Annotated in this window: 16 protein-coding genes; 7 read left to right on the top strand and 9 right to left on the bottom strand. The window is 73.0% G+C overall.

The genetic code is table 11. The annotated features are described in order from the left end of the window. The first annotated feature begins 68 nt into the window (after nucleotides 1–68). The 3 genes from ACZ4M3_RS20930 (at nucleotide 69) to ACZ4M3_RS20920 (ending at nucleotide 3060) form a co-directional block, all read left to right on the top strand. Nucleotides 69–1649, top strand: a complete 1581-nt coding sequence (locus ACZ4M3_RS20930; RefSeq protein WP_467734683.1) for an ABC transporter substrate-binding protein — start codon at nucleotides 69–71, stop codon at nucleotides 1647–1649. Nucleotides 1650–1781: 132 nt separating this feature from the next. Then, nucleotides 1782–2450, top strand: coding sequence for a uracil-DNA glycosylase (locus ACZ4M3_RS20925; protein ID WP_467734776.1), 669 nt, complete (start codon nucleotides 1782–1784; stop codon nucleotides 2448–2450). Nucleotides 2451–2544: 94 nt separating this feature from the next. Then, the gene (locus ACZ4M3_RS20920; protein ID WP_467734681.1) at nucleotides 2545–3060 is read left to right on the top strand and encodes a hypothetical protein; all 516 of its coding nucleotides are present in this window, start codon (nucleotides 2545–2547) and stop codon (nucleotides 3058–3060) included. A 26-nt stretch (nucleotides 3061–3086) separates the two neighbouring features. Here the strand turns inward: ACZ4M3_RS20920 and ACZ4M3_RS20915 are convergent, their stop codons facing one another. Then, the gene (locus ACZ4M3_RS20915) at nucleotides 3087–3614 is read right to left on the bottom strand and encodes a hypothetical protein (protein ID WP_467734679.1); all 528 of its coding nucleotides are present in this window, start codon (nucleotides 3612–3614) and stop codon (nucleotides 3087–3089) included. 111 nt (nucleotides 3615–3725) lie between these two features. After that, on the bottom strand, nucleotides 3726–4247 hold the full coding sequence (locus ACZ4M3_RS20910) for a DinB family protein (RefSeq protein ID WP_467734677.1): 522 nt from the start codon (nucleotides 4245–4247) through the stop codon (nucleotides 3726–3728). Nucleotides 4248–4329: 82 nt separating this feature from the next. Between ACZ4M3_RS20910 and ACZ4M3_RS20905 the strand changes: the two genes are divergently transcribed. Continuing rightward, nucleotides 4330–5235, top strand: a complete 906-nt coding sequence (locus ACZ4M3_RS20905) for a Gfo/Idh/MocA family protein (RefSeq protein ID WP_467734675.1) — start codon at nucleotides 4330–4332, stop codon at nucleotides 5233–5235. Here ACZ4M3_RS20905 and lnt read toward each other — a convergent pair. The 5 genes from lnt to ACZ4M3_RS20880 form a co-directional block, all read right to left on the bottom strand. Next, on the bottom strand, nucleotides 5180–6736 hold the full coding sequence (gene lnt / locus ACZ4M3_RS20900; protein WP_467734673.1) for an apolipoprotein N-acyltransferase: 1557 nt from the start codon (nucleotides 6734–6736) through the stop codon (nucleotides 5180–5182). The two genes, ACZ4M3_RS20905 and lnt, sit on opposite strands and share 56 nt — an antisense overlap. Nucleotides 6737–6775: 39 nt before the next feature. Beyond that, the gene (locus tag ACZ4M3_RS20895; protein ID WP_467734671.1) at nucleotides 6776–7243 is read right to left on the bottom strand and encodes a nuclear transport factor 2 family protein; all 468 of its coding nucleotides are present in this window, start codon (nucleotides 7241–7243) and stop codon (nucleotides 6776–6778) included. Between the two features lie 69 nt (nucleotides 7244–7312). Beyond that, on the bottom strand, nucleotides 7313–7489 hold the full coding sequence (locus tag ACZ4M3_RS20890; RefSeq protein WP_190186999.1) for a hypothetical protein: 177 nt from the start codon (nucleotides 7487–7489) through the stop codon (nucleotides 7313–7315). 128 nt (nucleotides 7490–7617) lie between these two features. Next, complete coding sequence (locus tag ACZ4M3_RS20885; protein WP_467734669.1) at nucleotides 7618–8490, bottom strand: undecaprenyl-diphosphate phosphatase; 873 nt, start codon at nucleotides 8488–8490, stop codon at nucleotides 7618–7620. A 48-nt stretch (nucleotides 8491–8538) separates the two neighbouring features. Next, the gene (locus tag ACZ4M3_RS20880; protein WP_467734667.1) at nucleotides 8539–9267 is read right to left on the bottom strand and encodes a TVP38/TMEM64 family protein; all 729 of its coding nucleotides are present in this window, start codon (nucleotides 9265–9267) and stop codon (nucleotides 8539–8541) included. Between the two features lie 395 nt (nucleotides 9268–9662). Between ACZ4M3_RS20880 and tuf the strand changes: the two genes are divergently transcribed. The 3 genes from tuf to ACZ4M3_RS20865 all read left to right on the top strand — a co-directional run bounded on the left by tuf (nucleotide 9663) and on the right by ACZ4M3_RS20865 (nucleotide 12641). Further along, on the top strand, nucleotides 9663–10841 hold the full coding sequence (gene tuf / locus ACZ4M3_RS20875) for an elongation factor Tu (RefSeq protein ID WP_467734665.1): 1179 nt from the start codon (nucleotides 9663–9665) through the stop codon (nucleotides 10839–10841). A gap of 95 nt (nucleotides 10842–10936) precedes the next feature. After that, a complete protein-coding gene (locus ACZ4M3_RS20870) occupies nucleotides 10937–11782 on the top strand; it encodes a patatin-like phospholipase family protein (RefSeq protein WP_467734663.1) in 846 nt (281 codons plus the stop codon). Nucleotides 11783–11816: 34 nt separating this feature from the next. Continuing rightward, the gene (locus ACZ4M3_RS20865) at nucleotides 11817–12641 is read left to right on the top strand and encodes a spermidine synthase (RefSeq protein ID WP_467734774.1); all 825 of its coding nucleotides are present in this window, start codon (nucleotides 11817–11819) and stop codon (nucleotides 12639–12641) included. Nucleotides 12642–12681: 40 nt separating this feature from the next. Here the strand turns inward: ACZ4M3_RS20865 and ACZ4M3_RS20860 are convergent, their stop codons facing one another. Together ACZ4M3_RS20860 and ACZ4M3_RS20855 are read right to left on the bottom strand one after the other, a co-directional pair. Then, nucleotides 12682–13995 carry an MFS transporter gene (locus ACZ4M3_RS20860; RefSeq protein WP_467734661.1) on the bottom strand — a complete coding sequence of 438 codons (1314 nt, stop codon included), beginning with the start codon at nucleotides 13993–13995 and terminating at the stop codon, nucleotides 12682–12684. 75 nt (nucleotides 13996–14070) lie between these two features. After that, nucleotides 14071–15111, bottom strand: a complete 1041-nt coding sequence (locus tag ACZ4M3_RS20855; protein WP_467734659.1) for a DUF8017 domain-containing protein — start codon at nucleotides 15109–15111, stop codon at nucleotides 14071–14073. Nucleotides 15112–15172 lie beyond the last annotated feature (61 nt).

Raw genomic sequence — 15172 nt, 5'->3', positions numbered from 1 at the left:
TGCCCATTGGATTTGTGAGGCACTGCGGTAGGGTCTGCCGCACCCCTGGCTGATCGAGGAGCGTGCACGTGTTCAACCGGACCAGATGCCTGCAGATCACTGCAGCCCTTGCGTCCATATCCCTGCTCGCCGGATGCGGTCTGCTTTCCGACGGCAGCGGTGCCGACAAGAAGCCGATCGTGGTCGGTACGACGAGCAAGCCGAGCACCCTCGACCCGGCGGCGGCCTGGGACGGCTCCTGGGAGCTGTACCGGAACATCTACCAGACCCTGCTGGCCTTCCCCACCGGCAGCACCAAGCCGGAGCCGGACGCCGCCCAGGGCTGCGAGTTCACCGACTCCGGCAACGAGTCCTACCGCTGCACGCTGCGCAAGGGCCTGAAGTTCTCCAACGGCGAGGCGCTCGACTCCAAAGCCGTCAAGCACTCCCTGGACCGCATCCGCACGATCGCGGCCAAGACCGGCCCGAAGGACCTGTTCGGCAGCCTCGACAAGATCGAGACCCCGGACGCGCTGACCGTCGTCTTCCACCTGAAGACCCCGGACGCGACGTTCCCCTACGTCCTCGGCTCGCCGGCCGCCTCGCTGGTGCCGCCCGGCGAGTACCCCGCCGACAAGGTCCGCAAGGACGGCAAGACCACCGGTTCCGGCCCGTACGTCCTGACGTCGTACAAGGACGGCGAAGCGGTCCTCGGTCGCAACGACAGCTACGTGGGCTTCGCCAACCGGCGCAACGACACCGTGACCATCCGCTACTTCACGGACTCCAAGAAGATGGTCGCGGCGCTCAAGGACAAGGAGATCGACGCCACCTACCGAGGCCTGTCCGCGACCGAGATCAAGGACCTGCAGAGCCCCGCCTCGCACGACAAGGGCGTCCAGGTCGTCGAGAACGTCGGTTCCGAGATCCGCTACCTGGTCTTCAACCCGAAGGACCCGCAGGTCGCCAAGCCGGCCGTGCGCCAGGCGATCGCCCAGACCATCGACCGCGGCGCCCTCGTCAGCAAGGTCTACCAGGGTACGGCCGAGCCGCTGTACTCGATGGTCCCCAAGGGCGTCCTCGGTCACAAGACGCCGTTCTACGACATGTACGGCCAGCCGAACGTCGACAAGGCCCGCAAGACCCTCCGGGACGCGGGGATCACCCAGCCGGTGGAGCTGACCTTCTGGTACACCACCGACCGCTACGGCTCCTCCACGGCGGACGAGTTCACGGAACTCAAGCGCCAGCTCGACGAGAGCGGCCTCTTCAAGATCACCCTGCGCAGCAAGCCCTGGATCGAATTCCAGGACGGCTACAAGAACGGTGAGTTCCCCGTCTTCGGCCGAGGCTGGTTCCCCGACTTCCCGGACCCGGACAACTTCATCGCGCCGTTCGTCGGCAAGGAGAACGCGGTCGGGACGCCCTACGAGCCCGCCGACATCCTGAACGACCTGCTGCCCAAGTCCCGGCGCGAGAGCGACCGCTCGGCCGGCGTCAAGGAGTTCGAGCAGGCCCAGCAGACCTTCGCCCAGGACGTCCGCCTGCTGCCCCTGTGGCAGGGCAAGCTGTACGTGGCCGCGCGCGACGACATCGCGGGCGCCGAGCGGGCGCTGGACCCGCAGACCGTCATGCAGATGTGGGAGCTGTACCGCAAGACCAGCTGGTAGTCCTGCTCCCCGGCCCCGGCCCCGGCCCCGGCCCCGGGCGGGCGAGGCGTTGTCAGTGCCTGCGGGTAGGTTCGGTCCAGTCACACCAAGCAGTTGCACGGACCTGTACCGGAGGATGTAGACGTGAGCCAGATGCTGCCCGAGTCCTGGCTCCCCGCGATCGGCGGGGAGCTGGACCAGCCCTACTTCAAAGAGCTCGTGGAGTTCGTAGAGAAGGAGCGGGCCAACGGGCCGGTCTACCCGCCCCACGAGCAGGTCTTCGCGGCCCTGGAGGCCACCCCCTTCGACAAGGTGAAGGTGCTGGTCCTCGGCCAGGACCCGTACCACGGCGCGGGCCAGGGCCACGGCCTGTGCTTCTCCGTGCGGCCCGGCGTCAAGACCCCGCCCTCGCTGCGCAACATCTACAAGGAGATGAAGGAGGAGCTGGGTCTGCCCGTCCCCGACAACGGCTACCTGATGCCGTGGGCCGAGCAGGGCGTCCTGCTGCTCAACGCGGTGCTCACCGTCCGTGAGGCCGAGCCCAACTCCCACAAGGGCAAGGGCTGGGAGAAGTTCACCGATGCGGTGATCCGCGCCGTCTCCGCCCGCCCCGACCCGGTCGTCTTCGTCCTCTGGGGTGCCTACGCCCAGAAGAAGATCCCGCTCATCGACGAGGAGCGGCACGTGATCGTCAAGGGCGCTCACCCCTCTCCGCTGTCGGCCAAGAAGTTCTTCGGGTCCCGGCCCTTCACGCAGATCAACGAGGCCGTCGCCGCGCAGGGCCATGAGCCGATCGACTGGCGCATCCCGGACCTGGGCTGACGCCACACCGCGCCTCGGTGCCTGAGCCGGTTGCTCCGGTTAGCGTCTTGACGATCAGACCGGGGCAGGTCTGGCGGAGCAGCCGGAGGTCGCGTTGACGGAGCAGCGGGAGGCGTCGGAGGACGCCGTCATGACCAGGATCGGCCAGGCGGTCATCCTGCTGCACGCCGGCGACCGCGAGGAGGCCCGCAACCGGCTGGGCGAGATCTGGTCCGAGCTCGGGGAGGGCGGCGACCTGCTCCACCGCTGCACCCTCGCGCACTACATGGCCGACGCCCAGGACGATCCCGCGGACGAACTGGCCTGGGACCTGCGGGCCCTGCGCGCCGCCGAGGACATCGCGGCCCGGTGGCCGCCCGCGCGGCCGGAGCCCCACCAGGCGGTCCGGGCGTTCTACCCGTCGCTGCACCTGAGTCTGGCCGCCGACTACGTCAAGCTGCGCCGTCCCGAGGCGGCCCGGGCCCACCTCGCGCGGGCCCGGGCCGCCACCGGGGCGCTGGCCGACGACGGCTACGGCAACGGGGTGCGGGCCGCCATCGCCCGGCTGGAGCGGCGGCTCGACGCGGACCCGGGCGCCCCGCCCCGGCCGTTCCCCGAGCAGGGCCCGTAGCCGCCCGCGGGTGGCCCCGTACGGCGTCAGCCGCCGTGGACGCCCGCGCAGATCCGGGCCTCCGGGCTGTCCGGATGCCAGCGCCCGTGCCGCCGCCCGAGGGCGCACACGTCGGCCGGGCGGACCGGCAGCTCCCGCATCAGCTCGCGGCCGGCCTCCGCCTCGCGCGGCCCGGCCGGGCCGGACGGGCCCCCGGGGTGCCGCGTGGGCGCCTTCGCGGGCCGCCGGGGCTCGGGGATGTCGGGCACGGGCGGCGGGGCCACCTCGGCGGCCGGCCCCGTCCCCGGGCGCGCGGCGGGCAGGCGGGAGTTCCCCGGAGCCGCCGGACGCGCGGACTCGCCGGGCACCGCCTTCAGCGCCTCCAGCGCGGGAGCCTGGACCACCACCGGCAGGACCCCCGGCCCACCGCCCGGCTCGTGGTGGGGCGGCAGCCCGCTGGCGGTGCCCGCCGCGGGCTGCGTCGCGGTGGGGCTCACGGTCACACAGCCGGAGACGGCCGAGACGGCACAGGCCACTCCGAGCAGCAGTTTTGTCGTGGTTCGGGTTGGATGCACCCGCGCAACTCTGCTGTGCGGGGACCCCGTTGCGAAAACCCTGAGCGGATATTGCCCCCGCAAGGGTGACGGCCGGCCGACGCGGCACCGCAGGTTGACGCGCCGCCCGCCCTAGTCGCCGGTGGCGCCGTCGATGTGCTCGCGCAGCAGGTCCGCGTGGCCGTTGTGGCGCGCGTACTCCTCGATCATGTGGGTGTAGACCCAGCGCAGGCTGAACACCTCGCCGCGGTGGTGGCTCTCGGGCTCCGACAGCAGGTCCAGGGAACGGCCCGCGGCGGCCTGCCGGGCCAGCTCGACCTCCGTCTGCCAGACCTCCTCCGACTCCGCCCAGCTGTCGTCGGCGGTGAAGTGGAAGTCCCCGTCCGGGTCTTCGCGGGTGGAGTACAGCTCCGGCAGGTCCGCGCCCAGCATGATCTCCCGGAACCAGTACCGCTCCACCTCCGCCATGTGGCGTACCAGGCCCAGCAGGCTCAGCTCGGAGGGCGCGAGCGGAATGCTGCGCAGCTGCTCCTCCTTGAGGCCCTCGCACTTCCAGGCGAGCGTGGAACGGTGGTAGTCGAGCCAGCCGTCCAGCATCTCACGCTCGTTCGCGGTGGTGGAGGGCTCGTCACGGTGTGATCCAGAACTGGTCATGGTGCCTATCTTCGGCGAACACGGCCCCCGTCACCAGGGATTAAGCTGCGAGCGTCCCACAGGAAGCAACCAGGAGGTACCCGTGAAGGTCGGCGTCATCGGACTCGGCGACATCGCCCGGAAGGCGTACCTGCCCGTCCTCACCACCCGCCCCGGAGCCGAGCTGCACCTGCAGACCCGGACCCCCGAAACCCTGCGGCGGATCGGCGACGTCCACCACGTCCCCGCCGAACGCCGGCACACCGGCCTCGACGCGCTCATCGCCCAGGGCCTCGACGCGGCCTTCGTCCACGCGCCCACCGCCGCCCACCCCGAGATCGTGACCCGGCTGCTGGAGGCGGGCGTACCGACCTACGTGGACAAGCCCCTGGCCTACGAGCTCGCGGAGTCGCGGGCGCTCGTCGAACTGGCCGAGGCGCGCGGGGTCTCCCTCGCCGTCGGCTTCAACCGGCGCCACGCACCGGGCTACGCGCAGTGCGCCGACCACCCGCGCGAGCTGATCGTCATGCAGAAGAACCGGGTCGGCCTGCCCGAGGACCCGCGCACCCTCGTCCTGGACGACTTCATCCACGTCGTCGACACCCTGCGCTTCCTCCTGCCCGGCGAAGCCGATCACATCGACGTACGGGCCGTGGTGCGCGAGGGGCTGATGCACCAGGTCGTCCTCCAGATGTCCGGCGCCGGATTCACCGCCCTCGGCGTCATGAACCGCCTCTCCGGCTCCACCGAGGAGATCCTGGAGGTGTCCGGACAGGACACCAAGCGGCAGGTCGTCAACCTCGCCGAGGTCATCGACCACCGGGGCCAGCCGACCGTGCGCCGCCGCGGCGACTGGGTGCCGGTCGCCCGCCAGCGCGGCATCGAACAGGTCGTGGACGCCTTCCTGGAGGCCGTCGAGGCGGGCCGGACCCTCAGCGCCCGCGACGCCCTGCTCACCCATGAACTGTGCGAGCGGGTGGTGCGCTCGGCTCTGGAGCAGGCCTCCTGAGCGAACGCGCCGCCTGCGCGGCGCAGTACGCGGCCAGGGCGGCGAGGGCCGCGCCCACCGGCCAGTCCCCGAAGCGCACGTAGAGCGTCGTACCCCGGGCGAGCGGAACCTCGTACACGGCCGCCGCGCTCGCCGAGGTGGGCAGCGCCGGCCCGATCCGCTCGCCGGAGGGACCGTGCACCTCGCTGATCCCGGTCAGGGTGGCGTGCACCACCGGGCGGCCGTCCTCGGCGGCCCGCAGGGCGGCGAGCGAAGCGTGCTGGGCCGGGGCCCAGCTGTGCTGGAAACTGGAGGTCGACGACTGGGTCACGAGCAGCGCCGCCCCGTCGCGGGTGAGCCGTCGGCTCATGTCCGGGAACGCGGACTCGAAGCAGATCAGCGGGCCCAGCCGCACCCCGGGCCGCCCCGGCAGCTCCATCAGGGCCTGGGCGTCGCCGCGCATCCGGTCCTCGCCCGCCGCCTTGCCGACCGAGGTGGCCCAGCCGAACAGGGCCCGCGCCGGTATGTACTCCCCGAACGGCACCAGACGCATCTTGTCGTACCGGTCCCCGGTCGGTCCTGCGGGGCCCATGAGCACGGAACTCTTGTATATCCCGGGCCGGTCACTGCGCCGCGCGTCCACGTTGACCAGCAGCGGAGCGCCCACCCGCGCCGACAGCGCCGCGAGCCGCCGGGCCAGGTCCGGCCGGGCGGCGAGATCCTCGCCGACGCTGCTCTCGCCCCAGACCACCAGGTCCGGACGCTGCTCCGGCGGCCGCTCGGCCAGCGCCGCGGTCAGCCGCTCTCCGGCCGCGAACCGCCGCTCCGTACTGTCCGGGCCGTCCGGTATCAGACCCGGTTGTACGACGGCCACCCGCAGCGCGCCCGACACCTGCGGCCGGGGCGCCCACAGCCACGCCGCGCCCACGAGCACCGCACATCCCGTCATCCCGGCGACCGCGGGCACCCGCGCCCCCGGCACGGCGACCAGCAGCGCCAGCGCACAGTTCACCGCCACCACCAGCAGGCTCACCAGCCACACGCCGCCCACCGACGCCAGCAGCAGCGCGGGCGGCACCTGCCACTGGCTGGCCCCCAGCAGCCCCCACGGCCCGCCCAGCCCCTGCCAGGACCGGACCAGCTCCGGCAGCACCCACCCCGCCGGTACGAGCACCAGCGCGGCGCCCGTGCGCCCGGGCGTGGCGACCCCGCCGAGCAGCTCCCGTACGAGCAGCGCCCAGGGGATCCAGAGCGCACCGAGCAGCGCCGCCAGCAGGAACAGGAACACGTGCAGGCTCGGCAGCAGCCAGTGGTGGACGGCGAAGACGAACCCCGTCCCGCCGAGCCAGCCTTCCAGCGCGGCGCGCCGCCCGGTGGGCGCCGACCTCAACAGCAGCATCCAGGGCACGAGGGCGACGTAGGCGAACCACCAGAGCGCCGGAGCCGGAAAAGCGAGCGCGGGCAGCGCCCCCACCGCGACCGCGGCGGCCGCACGCCACCAACCGTTGTGCTCCAAGGCCATGAGGCGCCTCCGCTTCCAGTGTCGGGCAGCGGGGCCGGGTCAGCCCGCCGGGTGCCGCCACTTCTCGTGCACGGTTACCCCGGAGAGCCGCCAGCCATCGCGGGTCCGGGCCAGGGCGAAGGCATAGCGGCCCGCGGCGACGAAGTTGGGGGCGGTGACGGCCGGGTCCGACCCGGCGCCGGCCAGCCGCATGGGGTTGAGGAAGTCGGCCCGCACCTCCGCCGTGTCCCCGGGCGCGCCGTCGGTGACCGCCAGCCGGACCAGCCGGTTGACGATCAGGTGCTGGCGGACGGGGAACACCGTCATGGTCCGCTCCAGCCACTGCGCGACCTCCCCGGCCGGGCCCTCCACCCCGCCGGCGGACCGGTAGTCCGCGCGCCCGGCCGGGGTGAAGAGGGCCCGGTAGGCGTCCCAGTCCCCGTCGTCGACGGCCACCGCGTATCCCGAGACCACCTCGTCGATCGCCAGCCGGTCCATCACCGTCGCGAGGTCCACACGCTGCGTCATCGGGTCAGTGTGCGGCCGCCGGGCCGCGAGTCCAAGGGGCGTGCGCGGACTTGATCCCCGCCGGGTCCGTCAACGACCGGAATGCGCCTCCCGCTGGCGGACGACGACCAGGAACGCGTCGCTGTCCAGATCCATCACCACCTCGGCCGGCACGCCCTCGCGCATCCGCTGGGCCGCGTACTCCTCGGCCGGCCAGCTTCCCCTCGGGCTTCCGGCCGGAAAACGCTCCAACACCACTCGACGCATGGGACACCCCCTGCTGCTTTCCTACAGGTCTCTCAGCTCTTCACAGGCACCACTCTTTACAGGCACAACGACGCGGAGGCCGTCCGGGAACGTTCCCGGACGGCCTCCGATTCACGCGAAACGGTGATTTACCCGGCCGATTCGCCCGCGTGCGGGCTCAGCACGTCCATGCTGATCAGCACGATCAGGGCGATGCCCAGCAGGATGCGGTAGACCACGAAGGGCATGAAGCTCTTGCTGGAGATGAACTTCATGAACCAGGCGATCACCACGTAGCCGACGAAGAAGGCGATGATCGTGGCGAAGACGGTCGGGCCCCAGGACACCTGGCCCTCACCCAGCTTCGTCAACTCCATGCCACCGGAGGCCAGTACCGCCGGGATGGCGAGGAGGAAGGAGTAACGTGCCGCGGCCTCACGCGTGAAGCCCATCAGCAGGCCACCGGAGATCGTCGCGCCGGACCGGGAGACACCGGGCACCAGCGCCATCGCCTGGCAGATGCCGAAGATCAGACCGTCCTTGACGCCGAGCTCCTTGAGCGTCTTGCGCTCGCGAACGGCGCGGTGCCGGCCGCCCTCCTCGTCACGTGCCGCCAGCCGGTCGGCGATGCCGAGCACGATGCCCATCACGATGAGCGTGGCGGCGGTCAGCCGCAGATCGCGGAACGGGCCCTCGATCGCGTCCTTGAGCGTGACGCCCAGCACACCGATGGGGATGGAACCGACGATCACCAGCCAGCCCATCTTGGCGTCCTGGTCCCCGCGCAAGGACTTGTCGAAGAGCGAACGGAACCAGGAGGACACGATCCGCGCGATGTCCTTGCGGAAGTAGATCAGCACGGCGGCTTCCGTGCCGATCTGCGTGATCGCGGTGAAGGCGGCGCCCGGGTCCTGCCAGCCGGCGAATGCCGCGGTCAGCCGGAGGTGGGCGCTGGAGGAGATCGGGAGGAACTCCGTAAGCCCCTGCACGAGACCGAGGATTAGGGATTCGAACCAGCTCATGTCGGGGTGCGCTCGTCCTTGTGATCGTCGGGAAGGTCGCGTCCGATGCTAGGGCCCGTGGGGAACGCCGCTGACCGCAGGGGGGTGCTGGGGCGCCAGGGCGTACGCCGCCACCGGCGCCGCCGGGGGCGCCAAGCGGTGCCGCTTGCGCCAGGCGACCGCAGCCGCCACCACCCCCGACACCGCGATGAAGCCGAAGGAGACGAGGAACGCGGGGGAATCCGGGGAGGAGGCGCTCGACCCGGCGATCACGTAGGCGGCGGTGTTGGGGACGGTGCCCAGCGCCGTCGCGCCCAGGAACGGCAGCCAGCCGCAGCGGGACACCGCCGCGCAGTAGTTGGCTGCCGCGAACGGCACCCCCGGGAAGAGGCGGATCGCGAGCGTCGAGCGGAAGCCGTGCCGGCCGAGCTGCCCGTCCGCCGCGCGCAGCCAGCGGCCGCGCACCAGGGGCCGCAGCGCGCCGCGGCCCAGCGCCCGGCCCAGGCCGAAGGAGATTCCGGCGCCCAGAACCGTACCGGCGACCGCCGCGACCAGCCCGAGCGCGGAGCCGAACACCGCCCCCGCCGCCAGGTTCAGCAACGGCCTCGGCACGAAGGCCGCCGTGCAGAGGCCGTACACCGTCGCGAACAGCAGTGTCGCCGCACCCAGCGGGAGCCCCGGCGGCGGCCCCTGCGACAGGAGCCGCTGGGGCTCGTACAGCAGCACGCCCGCGCCGCCCGCCGCGAGCAGCAGGACGAGCAGCGACAGCCGGGTCCACGGCGAGCGGAGAAGGGGCATTCCGGGAGACTAGCCGACGGGTCCGGCGCCGCGCCGCCGTCCGCATCCCGCGCGGACGAACGGCGGCCGACGCCTGCGAGGCCGGCCGCCCGCGCCCCGCACCCGCAGTGACGAAGGCCACGTCGGATCCGCGCCGCCCGGTCCGGGAAAAACGGTTCGACGCGCCCCGGGCCCTGAGGCAGGATCAGGTGCATGTCCCGGTACGCCTTCCCCGCAGCGCCGTCCGCAGTCGCGGACGCGCCGAAGGCTGCCGTCCCCGCAGAGGCATTCCCCTTCGCCGCAGTCGACGGCGCACGAAGCTGACCCTTCCCGGAACGTCCGGCGGACCCCAGAGGGGGAGGGTCGGTCCGCTCCAGGGGTCCCGTATCCAGCTTCGCGACACACGGGAAGACATCATGGCCAAGACGGCCTTCGTGCGCACCAAGCCGCACCTCAACATCGGCACCATGGGACACGTCGACCACGGCAAGACGACCCTCACCGCCGCCATCACCAAGGTCCTCGCCGAGCGCGGCGGCGCCTCCTTCGTCCCCTTCGACCGCATCGACCGGGCCCCCGAGGAGGCCCGGCGCGGGATCACCATCAACCTCACGCACGTCGAGTACGAGACCGACACCCGCCACTACGCCCACGTCGACATGCCCGGGCACGCCGACTACATCAAGAACATGGTGACCGGTGCGGCCCAGCTCGACGGCGCGATCCTCGTCGTCTCCGCCGTCGACGGGGTCATGCCGCAGACCGCCGAGCACGTCCTGCTCGCCCGCCAAGTCGGCGTCGACCACATCGTGGTGGCCCTCAACAAGGCCGACGCCGGGGACCCCGAGCTGACCGACCTGGTCGAGCTGGAGGTCCGTGAACTGCTCGACGCGCACGGCTACGGCGGCGACGGCGCGCCCGTCGTACGGGTCTCCGGGCTGGGGGCGCTGGACGGCGACCCGCGCTGGACCGCGGCCGTCGAGGCGCTGCTGGACGCGGTGGACACGTACGTGCCGATGCCCGTGCGGTACACGGACGCGCCGTTCCTGCTGCCGGTGGAGAACGTACTGACCATCACCGGACGCGGGACGGTCGTCACCGGCGCCGTCGAGCGCGGCAGCGTCCGCACGGGCGACCGGGTGAGCGTGCTCGGCGGCGACGGCGAGCCGGTCGAGACGGTGGTCACCGGCCTGGAGACCTTCGGCAAGCCGATGGAGTCCGCCGAGGCCGGGGACAACGTCGCGCTGCTGCTGCGCGGCGTGCCGCGCGACGGGGTGCGCCGCGGGCACGTGGTCGCGGCGCCGGACAGCGTCGTGCCCAGCCGCCGCTTCACCGCCCAGGTGTACGTGCTCTCCGCGCGGGAGGGCGGCCGGACGACGCCGGTCGCCTCCGGGTACCGGCCCCAGTTCTACATCCGTACCGCCGACGTCGTCGGGGACGTGGACCTGGGCGCGGTGGCGGTGGCCCGGCCGGGGGAGACGGTCACCATGACCGTCGAACTGGGCCGTGACGTTCCGCTGGAGGCCGGCCTCGGCTTCGCGATCCGCGAGGGCGGCCGCACGGTCGGCGCGGGGACCGTCACCTCGGTCGGGTAGCCCCGGCCGGATCCGCACCCGGTGTGGTGGCGGTGGTGGGTCTGCGTCAGACTGCCGTCACCACACGGGTGCGATGCGACGAGGGGCGGGCGGCGATGGGCGGCAAGACGGCACTGGTGCTCGGCGGCGGCGGACTCACCGGGATCGGCTGGGAGACCGGGATCCTGTGCGGGCTGGCCGCGGCGGGCACCGACCTGACCACCGCCGACCTCGTCGTCGGCACCTCGGCCGGTTCGGTCGTCGGCGCCCAGCTCACCTCCGGGCTGCTCACGCCGAGGGAGCTCTACGAGCGCCAGCTCGGCGACGCGGCCGGCGAGGTCGCGGCGAGGCTGGGGGCCGCCACCTTCGCGCGGTACGCCGTCACGATGCTGCGCTCCCGGGACGCCGCGGCCTACCGGCGCCGGGTCGGTGCCTTCGCGCTCGCCGCCGACACCGGGCCCGAGGCGGTGCGCCGCGAGGTGCTGAAGGCCCGGCTGGTCTCGTCCGAATGGCCCGAGCGGCGGCTGGTCGTGACCGCGGTCGACGCGCTGACCGGTGCACTGGCGGCCTTCGACCGGGAGAGCGGGGCCGGCCTGCTGGACGCGGTCTCGGCGAGCTGCGCGGTGCCCGGGGTGTGGCCGCCGGTGACCGTGGCCGGCCGGCGGTACATCGACGGCGGCGTCCGCTCGGCGACCAACGCCGACCTGGCCGCCGACTACGAGCGGGTGGTGATCGTCGCGCCGATGTCGCTCGGATCGAAGCTGATCCCCTCGCCTGCGGCGCAGGCCGAGCGGCTGCGGAAGGCGGGGGCGGAGGTGCTGCTGATCACCCCTTCCGCCGAGGCCCGCAAGACCTTCGGACGCAACCTGCTGGATCCCGCGCGCCGGGACCCGGCCGCCCGGGCCGGGCTGGCCCAGGCGGCGGCGCACGCGGCGGAGGCGGCGCGGGTCTGGGCGGCCTGACAATGGTGGGGTGGACGACGAGCAGATCCCGGTGATGCGGGACGTGGGCCAGGGCACCGCCAAGCTGATGCCGGACGTGGACCGGGAGCGGGCCTGGCTGCTCACCGTCGACGGGGCGCCGCAGTCGTACGTCGACCTCGACGAACCGGAGCACCTCGAGTTCGAGTACGTACGCCGCCTCGCCCACGTGCTGGACTGCGCGGCGGAGCCGGGGGCGCCGCTGGACCTGCTCCACCTGGGCGGGGGCGCGCTGACGCTCCCGCGGTACGCCGCCGCGACCCGGCCCGGCTCCCGGCAGCAGGTGGTGGAGTTCGACGCGGGCCTGGTCGAGCTGGTGGCGGAGCACCTGCCGTGGGGGGAGGGCTCCGGGATCACGGTGCACGCCGCCGACGCACGGGCCTGGCTGGAGGGCGCGCCGGGTGCGAGCGCCGACGTGGTGGTCGCCGACGTCTTCGGGGGATCCCGGGTACCGGCGCAGCTGACCTCGCTGGAGTACGCGCGGGAGGCGGCGCGGGTGCTGAGGCCCGGCGGACTGTACGTGGCGAACCTGGCCGACGGCGCGCCCTTCGCCTTCCTGCGGGGGCAGTTGGCGAATTTCGGGGCCGTCTTCCCGGAGCTGGCGCTGATCGCCGAGCCGGGGGTGCTGCGCGGGCGCAGGTTCGGCAACGCGGTGCTCGTCGCCTCGGACCGGGAGGTCCCGGTGGCCGCCCTGGCCCGGCGCTGCGCGGCCGACGCGTTCCCGGCCCGGGTGGAGGCGGGCCCGGCCCTCGCCCGGCTCGTGCGGGGCGCGGTCCCGGTGCCGGACGCCCGGGCCGTGGCGTCACCGGAGCCCCCGGCGGGGGCGTTCAGCGTGGGTTAGGTCAGCGTGGGTCAGGGGGGTGTCCGCGCCGGGCCCGGCCTCATGCGGCGGCGGGCTCGGGTGCCGGCTCCGGTGCCGGTTCCGCCGTCGCTCCAGGGCTCCGAGCCGGGGCCGGGCGCCGGGTGAGGCGGCGGACGTCCGGCGCGGCCAGGACCGCGGCGGTGGCCAGGACCACGAGGGCCGCGCAGCCCCACAGGGCCTGCGTGCGCCCGAAGGCCGTCTCGACCGGCCCGGCCAGGGCCGTGGCCAGCGGGAGCATCGACACGGAGCCGAACCAGTCGTAGGCCGAGACCCGGGAGAACTTCTCCTCCGGTATCTCCTGGTGCAGGGCCGTCATCCAGTTCACGCCGAACACCTCGATGGACACGCCGGTGACCAGCATCACCGCGCACAGTCCCCAGGCGGGCAGCGGCACCGCCAGCGCCGCCGAAGGCAGGGCCAGCGGGAACACGCAGAGCGTGCCGGCCAGCAGCAGCCGGCGCGGTTTCCACACGGCCATCAGCAGCGCCCCGCCGATCGTCCCCAGCCCGAAGAAGGCCAGGGCCGCGCCCCAGGGGGCGGGCCCGCCCAGCCGGTCCCGGGCGACCAGCGGCCCGTACACCGCCTCCGCCGCGCCCACGACGGCGACGACCACGGAGAACTGGAGCACGATCCCCCACAGCCAGGAGCGGCTCCGGAACTCGTCCCAGCCCTCGCGCAGGTCGGCCAGCAGACCCCCGCCGGGGGCCCGTCCGGCGATCTTGCCGACCCGCAGGAACGCCCGTAGCGCACCCGCGACGGCGAAGGCGGTGGCGTCCACCGCCAGCACCCAGCCCGGGCCGATCGCGGCGATCAGGGCCCCGCCCAGCGCCGCGCCGCCGATGCCCGCGCCGTTCATCGCCATCCGGAACAGCGCGAAGGCGCGGTTGGCGTGCTCGCCCGAGACGCTCGACAGCAGCATTCCCTCGGCGGCCGGGTTGAAGAAGGCGGTACCCGTGCCGCAGAGCGCGGTGAGCAGCATCATCTGCCACAGCTGCGGGTCACCGGCCAGGACGAGGGCGGCGAAGGCGGCCTGGGAAAGGCAGTTGAGGGCGTTGGCCGCGACCATCACCCGGTGCCGCGGCAGCCGGTCGGCCAGCGCGCCGCCGATCAGCAGGAAGAGGACGAGCGGCAGGGTGCGGGCCGCCGCCACCAGACCGACGTCGCCCGCGGTCCCGCCGGAGTCGAGCACGGCGAACGCGGCGGCGATGAGCGCCCCGTGGCTGCCGAGGTTGGTGACGACGGCGGCGCCCGTCAGCAGGGTGTAGTTGCGGCCGGCCCATGCGGGCCGACGGCGCAGGGGAGCGCGGGACGGGGCGGCGGGGGGAGAACTCACCCCGGGACTATCGCCCGGCCCGGGCCGAGAAGCCAAACGGATTGTCGGCCCGGGGGGGGGGCGGTCCACCGCAGTTCAGCTGCCGGTGAGGCGTACCGAGCTCATGATCTTCTCGTACGTCTCCTTGGAGACCTCACCGGGGACGCCGGCGACCGCGTAGAGCACCCAGACGGCGAAGTCGCCGTTGGCGAGTTTGTACGCGAAGGCGATGCTCTTGCCGTCCGAGGAGCACTTGTTCTTCTTCGGCAGGCCGGTGGCGGTCGCGGTGGAGAAGCTGCCCTTGAGACCGGAGAGGGTCGTGAAGTCTTTCGCGTCCGTGGACTTGACGGTCTCCTTAGGGTTCGGCGAATCCTGGGCGTAGGCGGCGTACACCCAGTTCTCGGCCGCGATGCGCGCCGCCTCGGCGGTGTCCTTGGCGCCCTGGGCGCCCTTGGCGCCGGTCCCGGCCAGCTCGGTGGTCTCCTCCTTGCCGTCCTTGTTGGAGTCGACCTTGCACCAGTCCTGCTTGTAGAAGGCCGGCGCCGTCATCATGACGAGCGCGGAGCCGTCGCCCTTCTTCGAGTCCTCGAAGCCGGTGCTCAGACCCGAGCTGGCGACGGTCCAGTCCGCCGGTACGTCGAAGGCGGTGCCGTGCAACGGGTTGATGACGACCTTCCAGCCGGGGATCACCGGCTTGACCTCCCCGCCGGCCCGCGGGTTCCCGGTCGGGGCGGGTGGCGCGGCCGAACCGGTGGCGGGCGGCGAGGAGGCGGCCACCGGCTTGTCGTTGGCCTGGTTGGTCGTCTTCTTGTCCCGGGTGAGGACGAACGTCCCGGTGACGGCCGCGGTCACGATCACCGCGGCGGCGGCGACGATGGCCACCGTCTTCGTGGAGTACGGGCTCCTGGCGCGCCCCGGCTGCTGCTGCGCCGGCTGGGGCGGGCCCCACGGCTGGACGGGCGGGGGCGTCTGGTAACCCGCCTGCGGGTATCCGTAGCCGGGCTGCGGCTCGCCGAATCCCGGTTGCGGCTGCTGCTGGTACGGGTTCGGCTGTCCCGGCTGCTGCTGGTACGGGTTCTGTCGCGCGTCCCGGGGGTCGGGCTGTCCCCCGGGCGGCTGCTGCTGTCCTGGCCACATGGCCGGTAACGATAGTGGGAGGGCCCGGTGGTAGCCACGGCCGCCCCCTCATCCGCTCTGG

The sequence above is a fragment of the Streptomyces sp. NPDC026522 genome, assembly GCF_055567555.1.
Note: the sequence above shows the minus strand (reverse complement) of the source record. Positions and strands in the feature narration are given on the sequence as shown.

Bases quoted from the DNA above. Each gene is read 5' to 3' on its own strand.
- ACZ4M3_RS20880 (WP_467734667.1), bottom strand. From the start codon at position 9,267: ATGCCCCTTCTCCGCTCGCCGTGGACCCGGCTGTCGCTGCTCGTCCTG.
- ACZ4M3_RS20870 (WP_467734663.1), top strand. From the start codon at position 10,937: ATGGGCGGCAAGACGGCACTGGTGCTCGGCGGCGGCGGACTCACCGGG.
- ACZ4M3_RS20885 (WP_467734669.1), bottom strand. From the start codon at position 8,490: ATGAGCTGGTTCGAATCCCTAATCCTCGGTCTCGTGCAGGGGCTTACG.
- lnt (WP_467734673.1), bottom strand. From the start codon at position 6,736: ATGGCCTTGGAGCACAACGGTTGGTGGCGTGCGGCCGCCGCGGTCGCG.
- ACZ4M3_RS20855 (WP_467734659.1), bottom strand. From the start codon at position 15,111: ATGTGGCCAGGACAGCAGCAGCCGCCCGGGGGACAGCCCGACCCCCGG.
- ACZ4M3_RS20925 (WP_467734776.1), top strand. From the start codon at position 1,782: ATGCTGCCCGAGTCCTGGCTCCCCGCGATCGGCGGGGAGCTGGACCAG.
- ACZ4M3_RS20895 (WP_467734671.1), bottom strand. From the start codon at position 7,243: ATGACGCAGCGTGTGGACCTCGCGACGGTGATGGACCGGCTGGCGATC.
- tuf (WP_467734665.1), top strand. From the start codon at position 9,663: ATGGCCAAGACGGCCTTCGTGCGCACCAAGCCGCACCTCAACATCGGC.
- ACZ4M3_RS20910 (WP_467734677.1), bottom strand. From the start codon at position 4,247: ATGACCAGTTCTGGATCACACCGTGACGAGCCCTCCACCACCGCGAAC.
- ACZ4M3_RS20890 (WP_190186999.1), bottom strand. From the start codon at position 7,489: ATGCGTCGAGTGGTGTTGGAGCGTTTTCCGGCCGGAAGCCCGAGGGGA.
- ACZ4M3_RS20865 (WP_467734774.1), top strand. From the start codon at position 11,817: ATGCGGGACGTGGGCCAGGGCACCGCCAAGCTGATGCCGGACGTGGAC.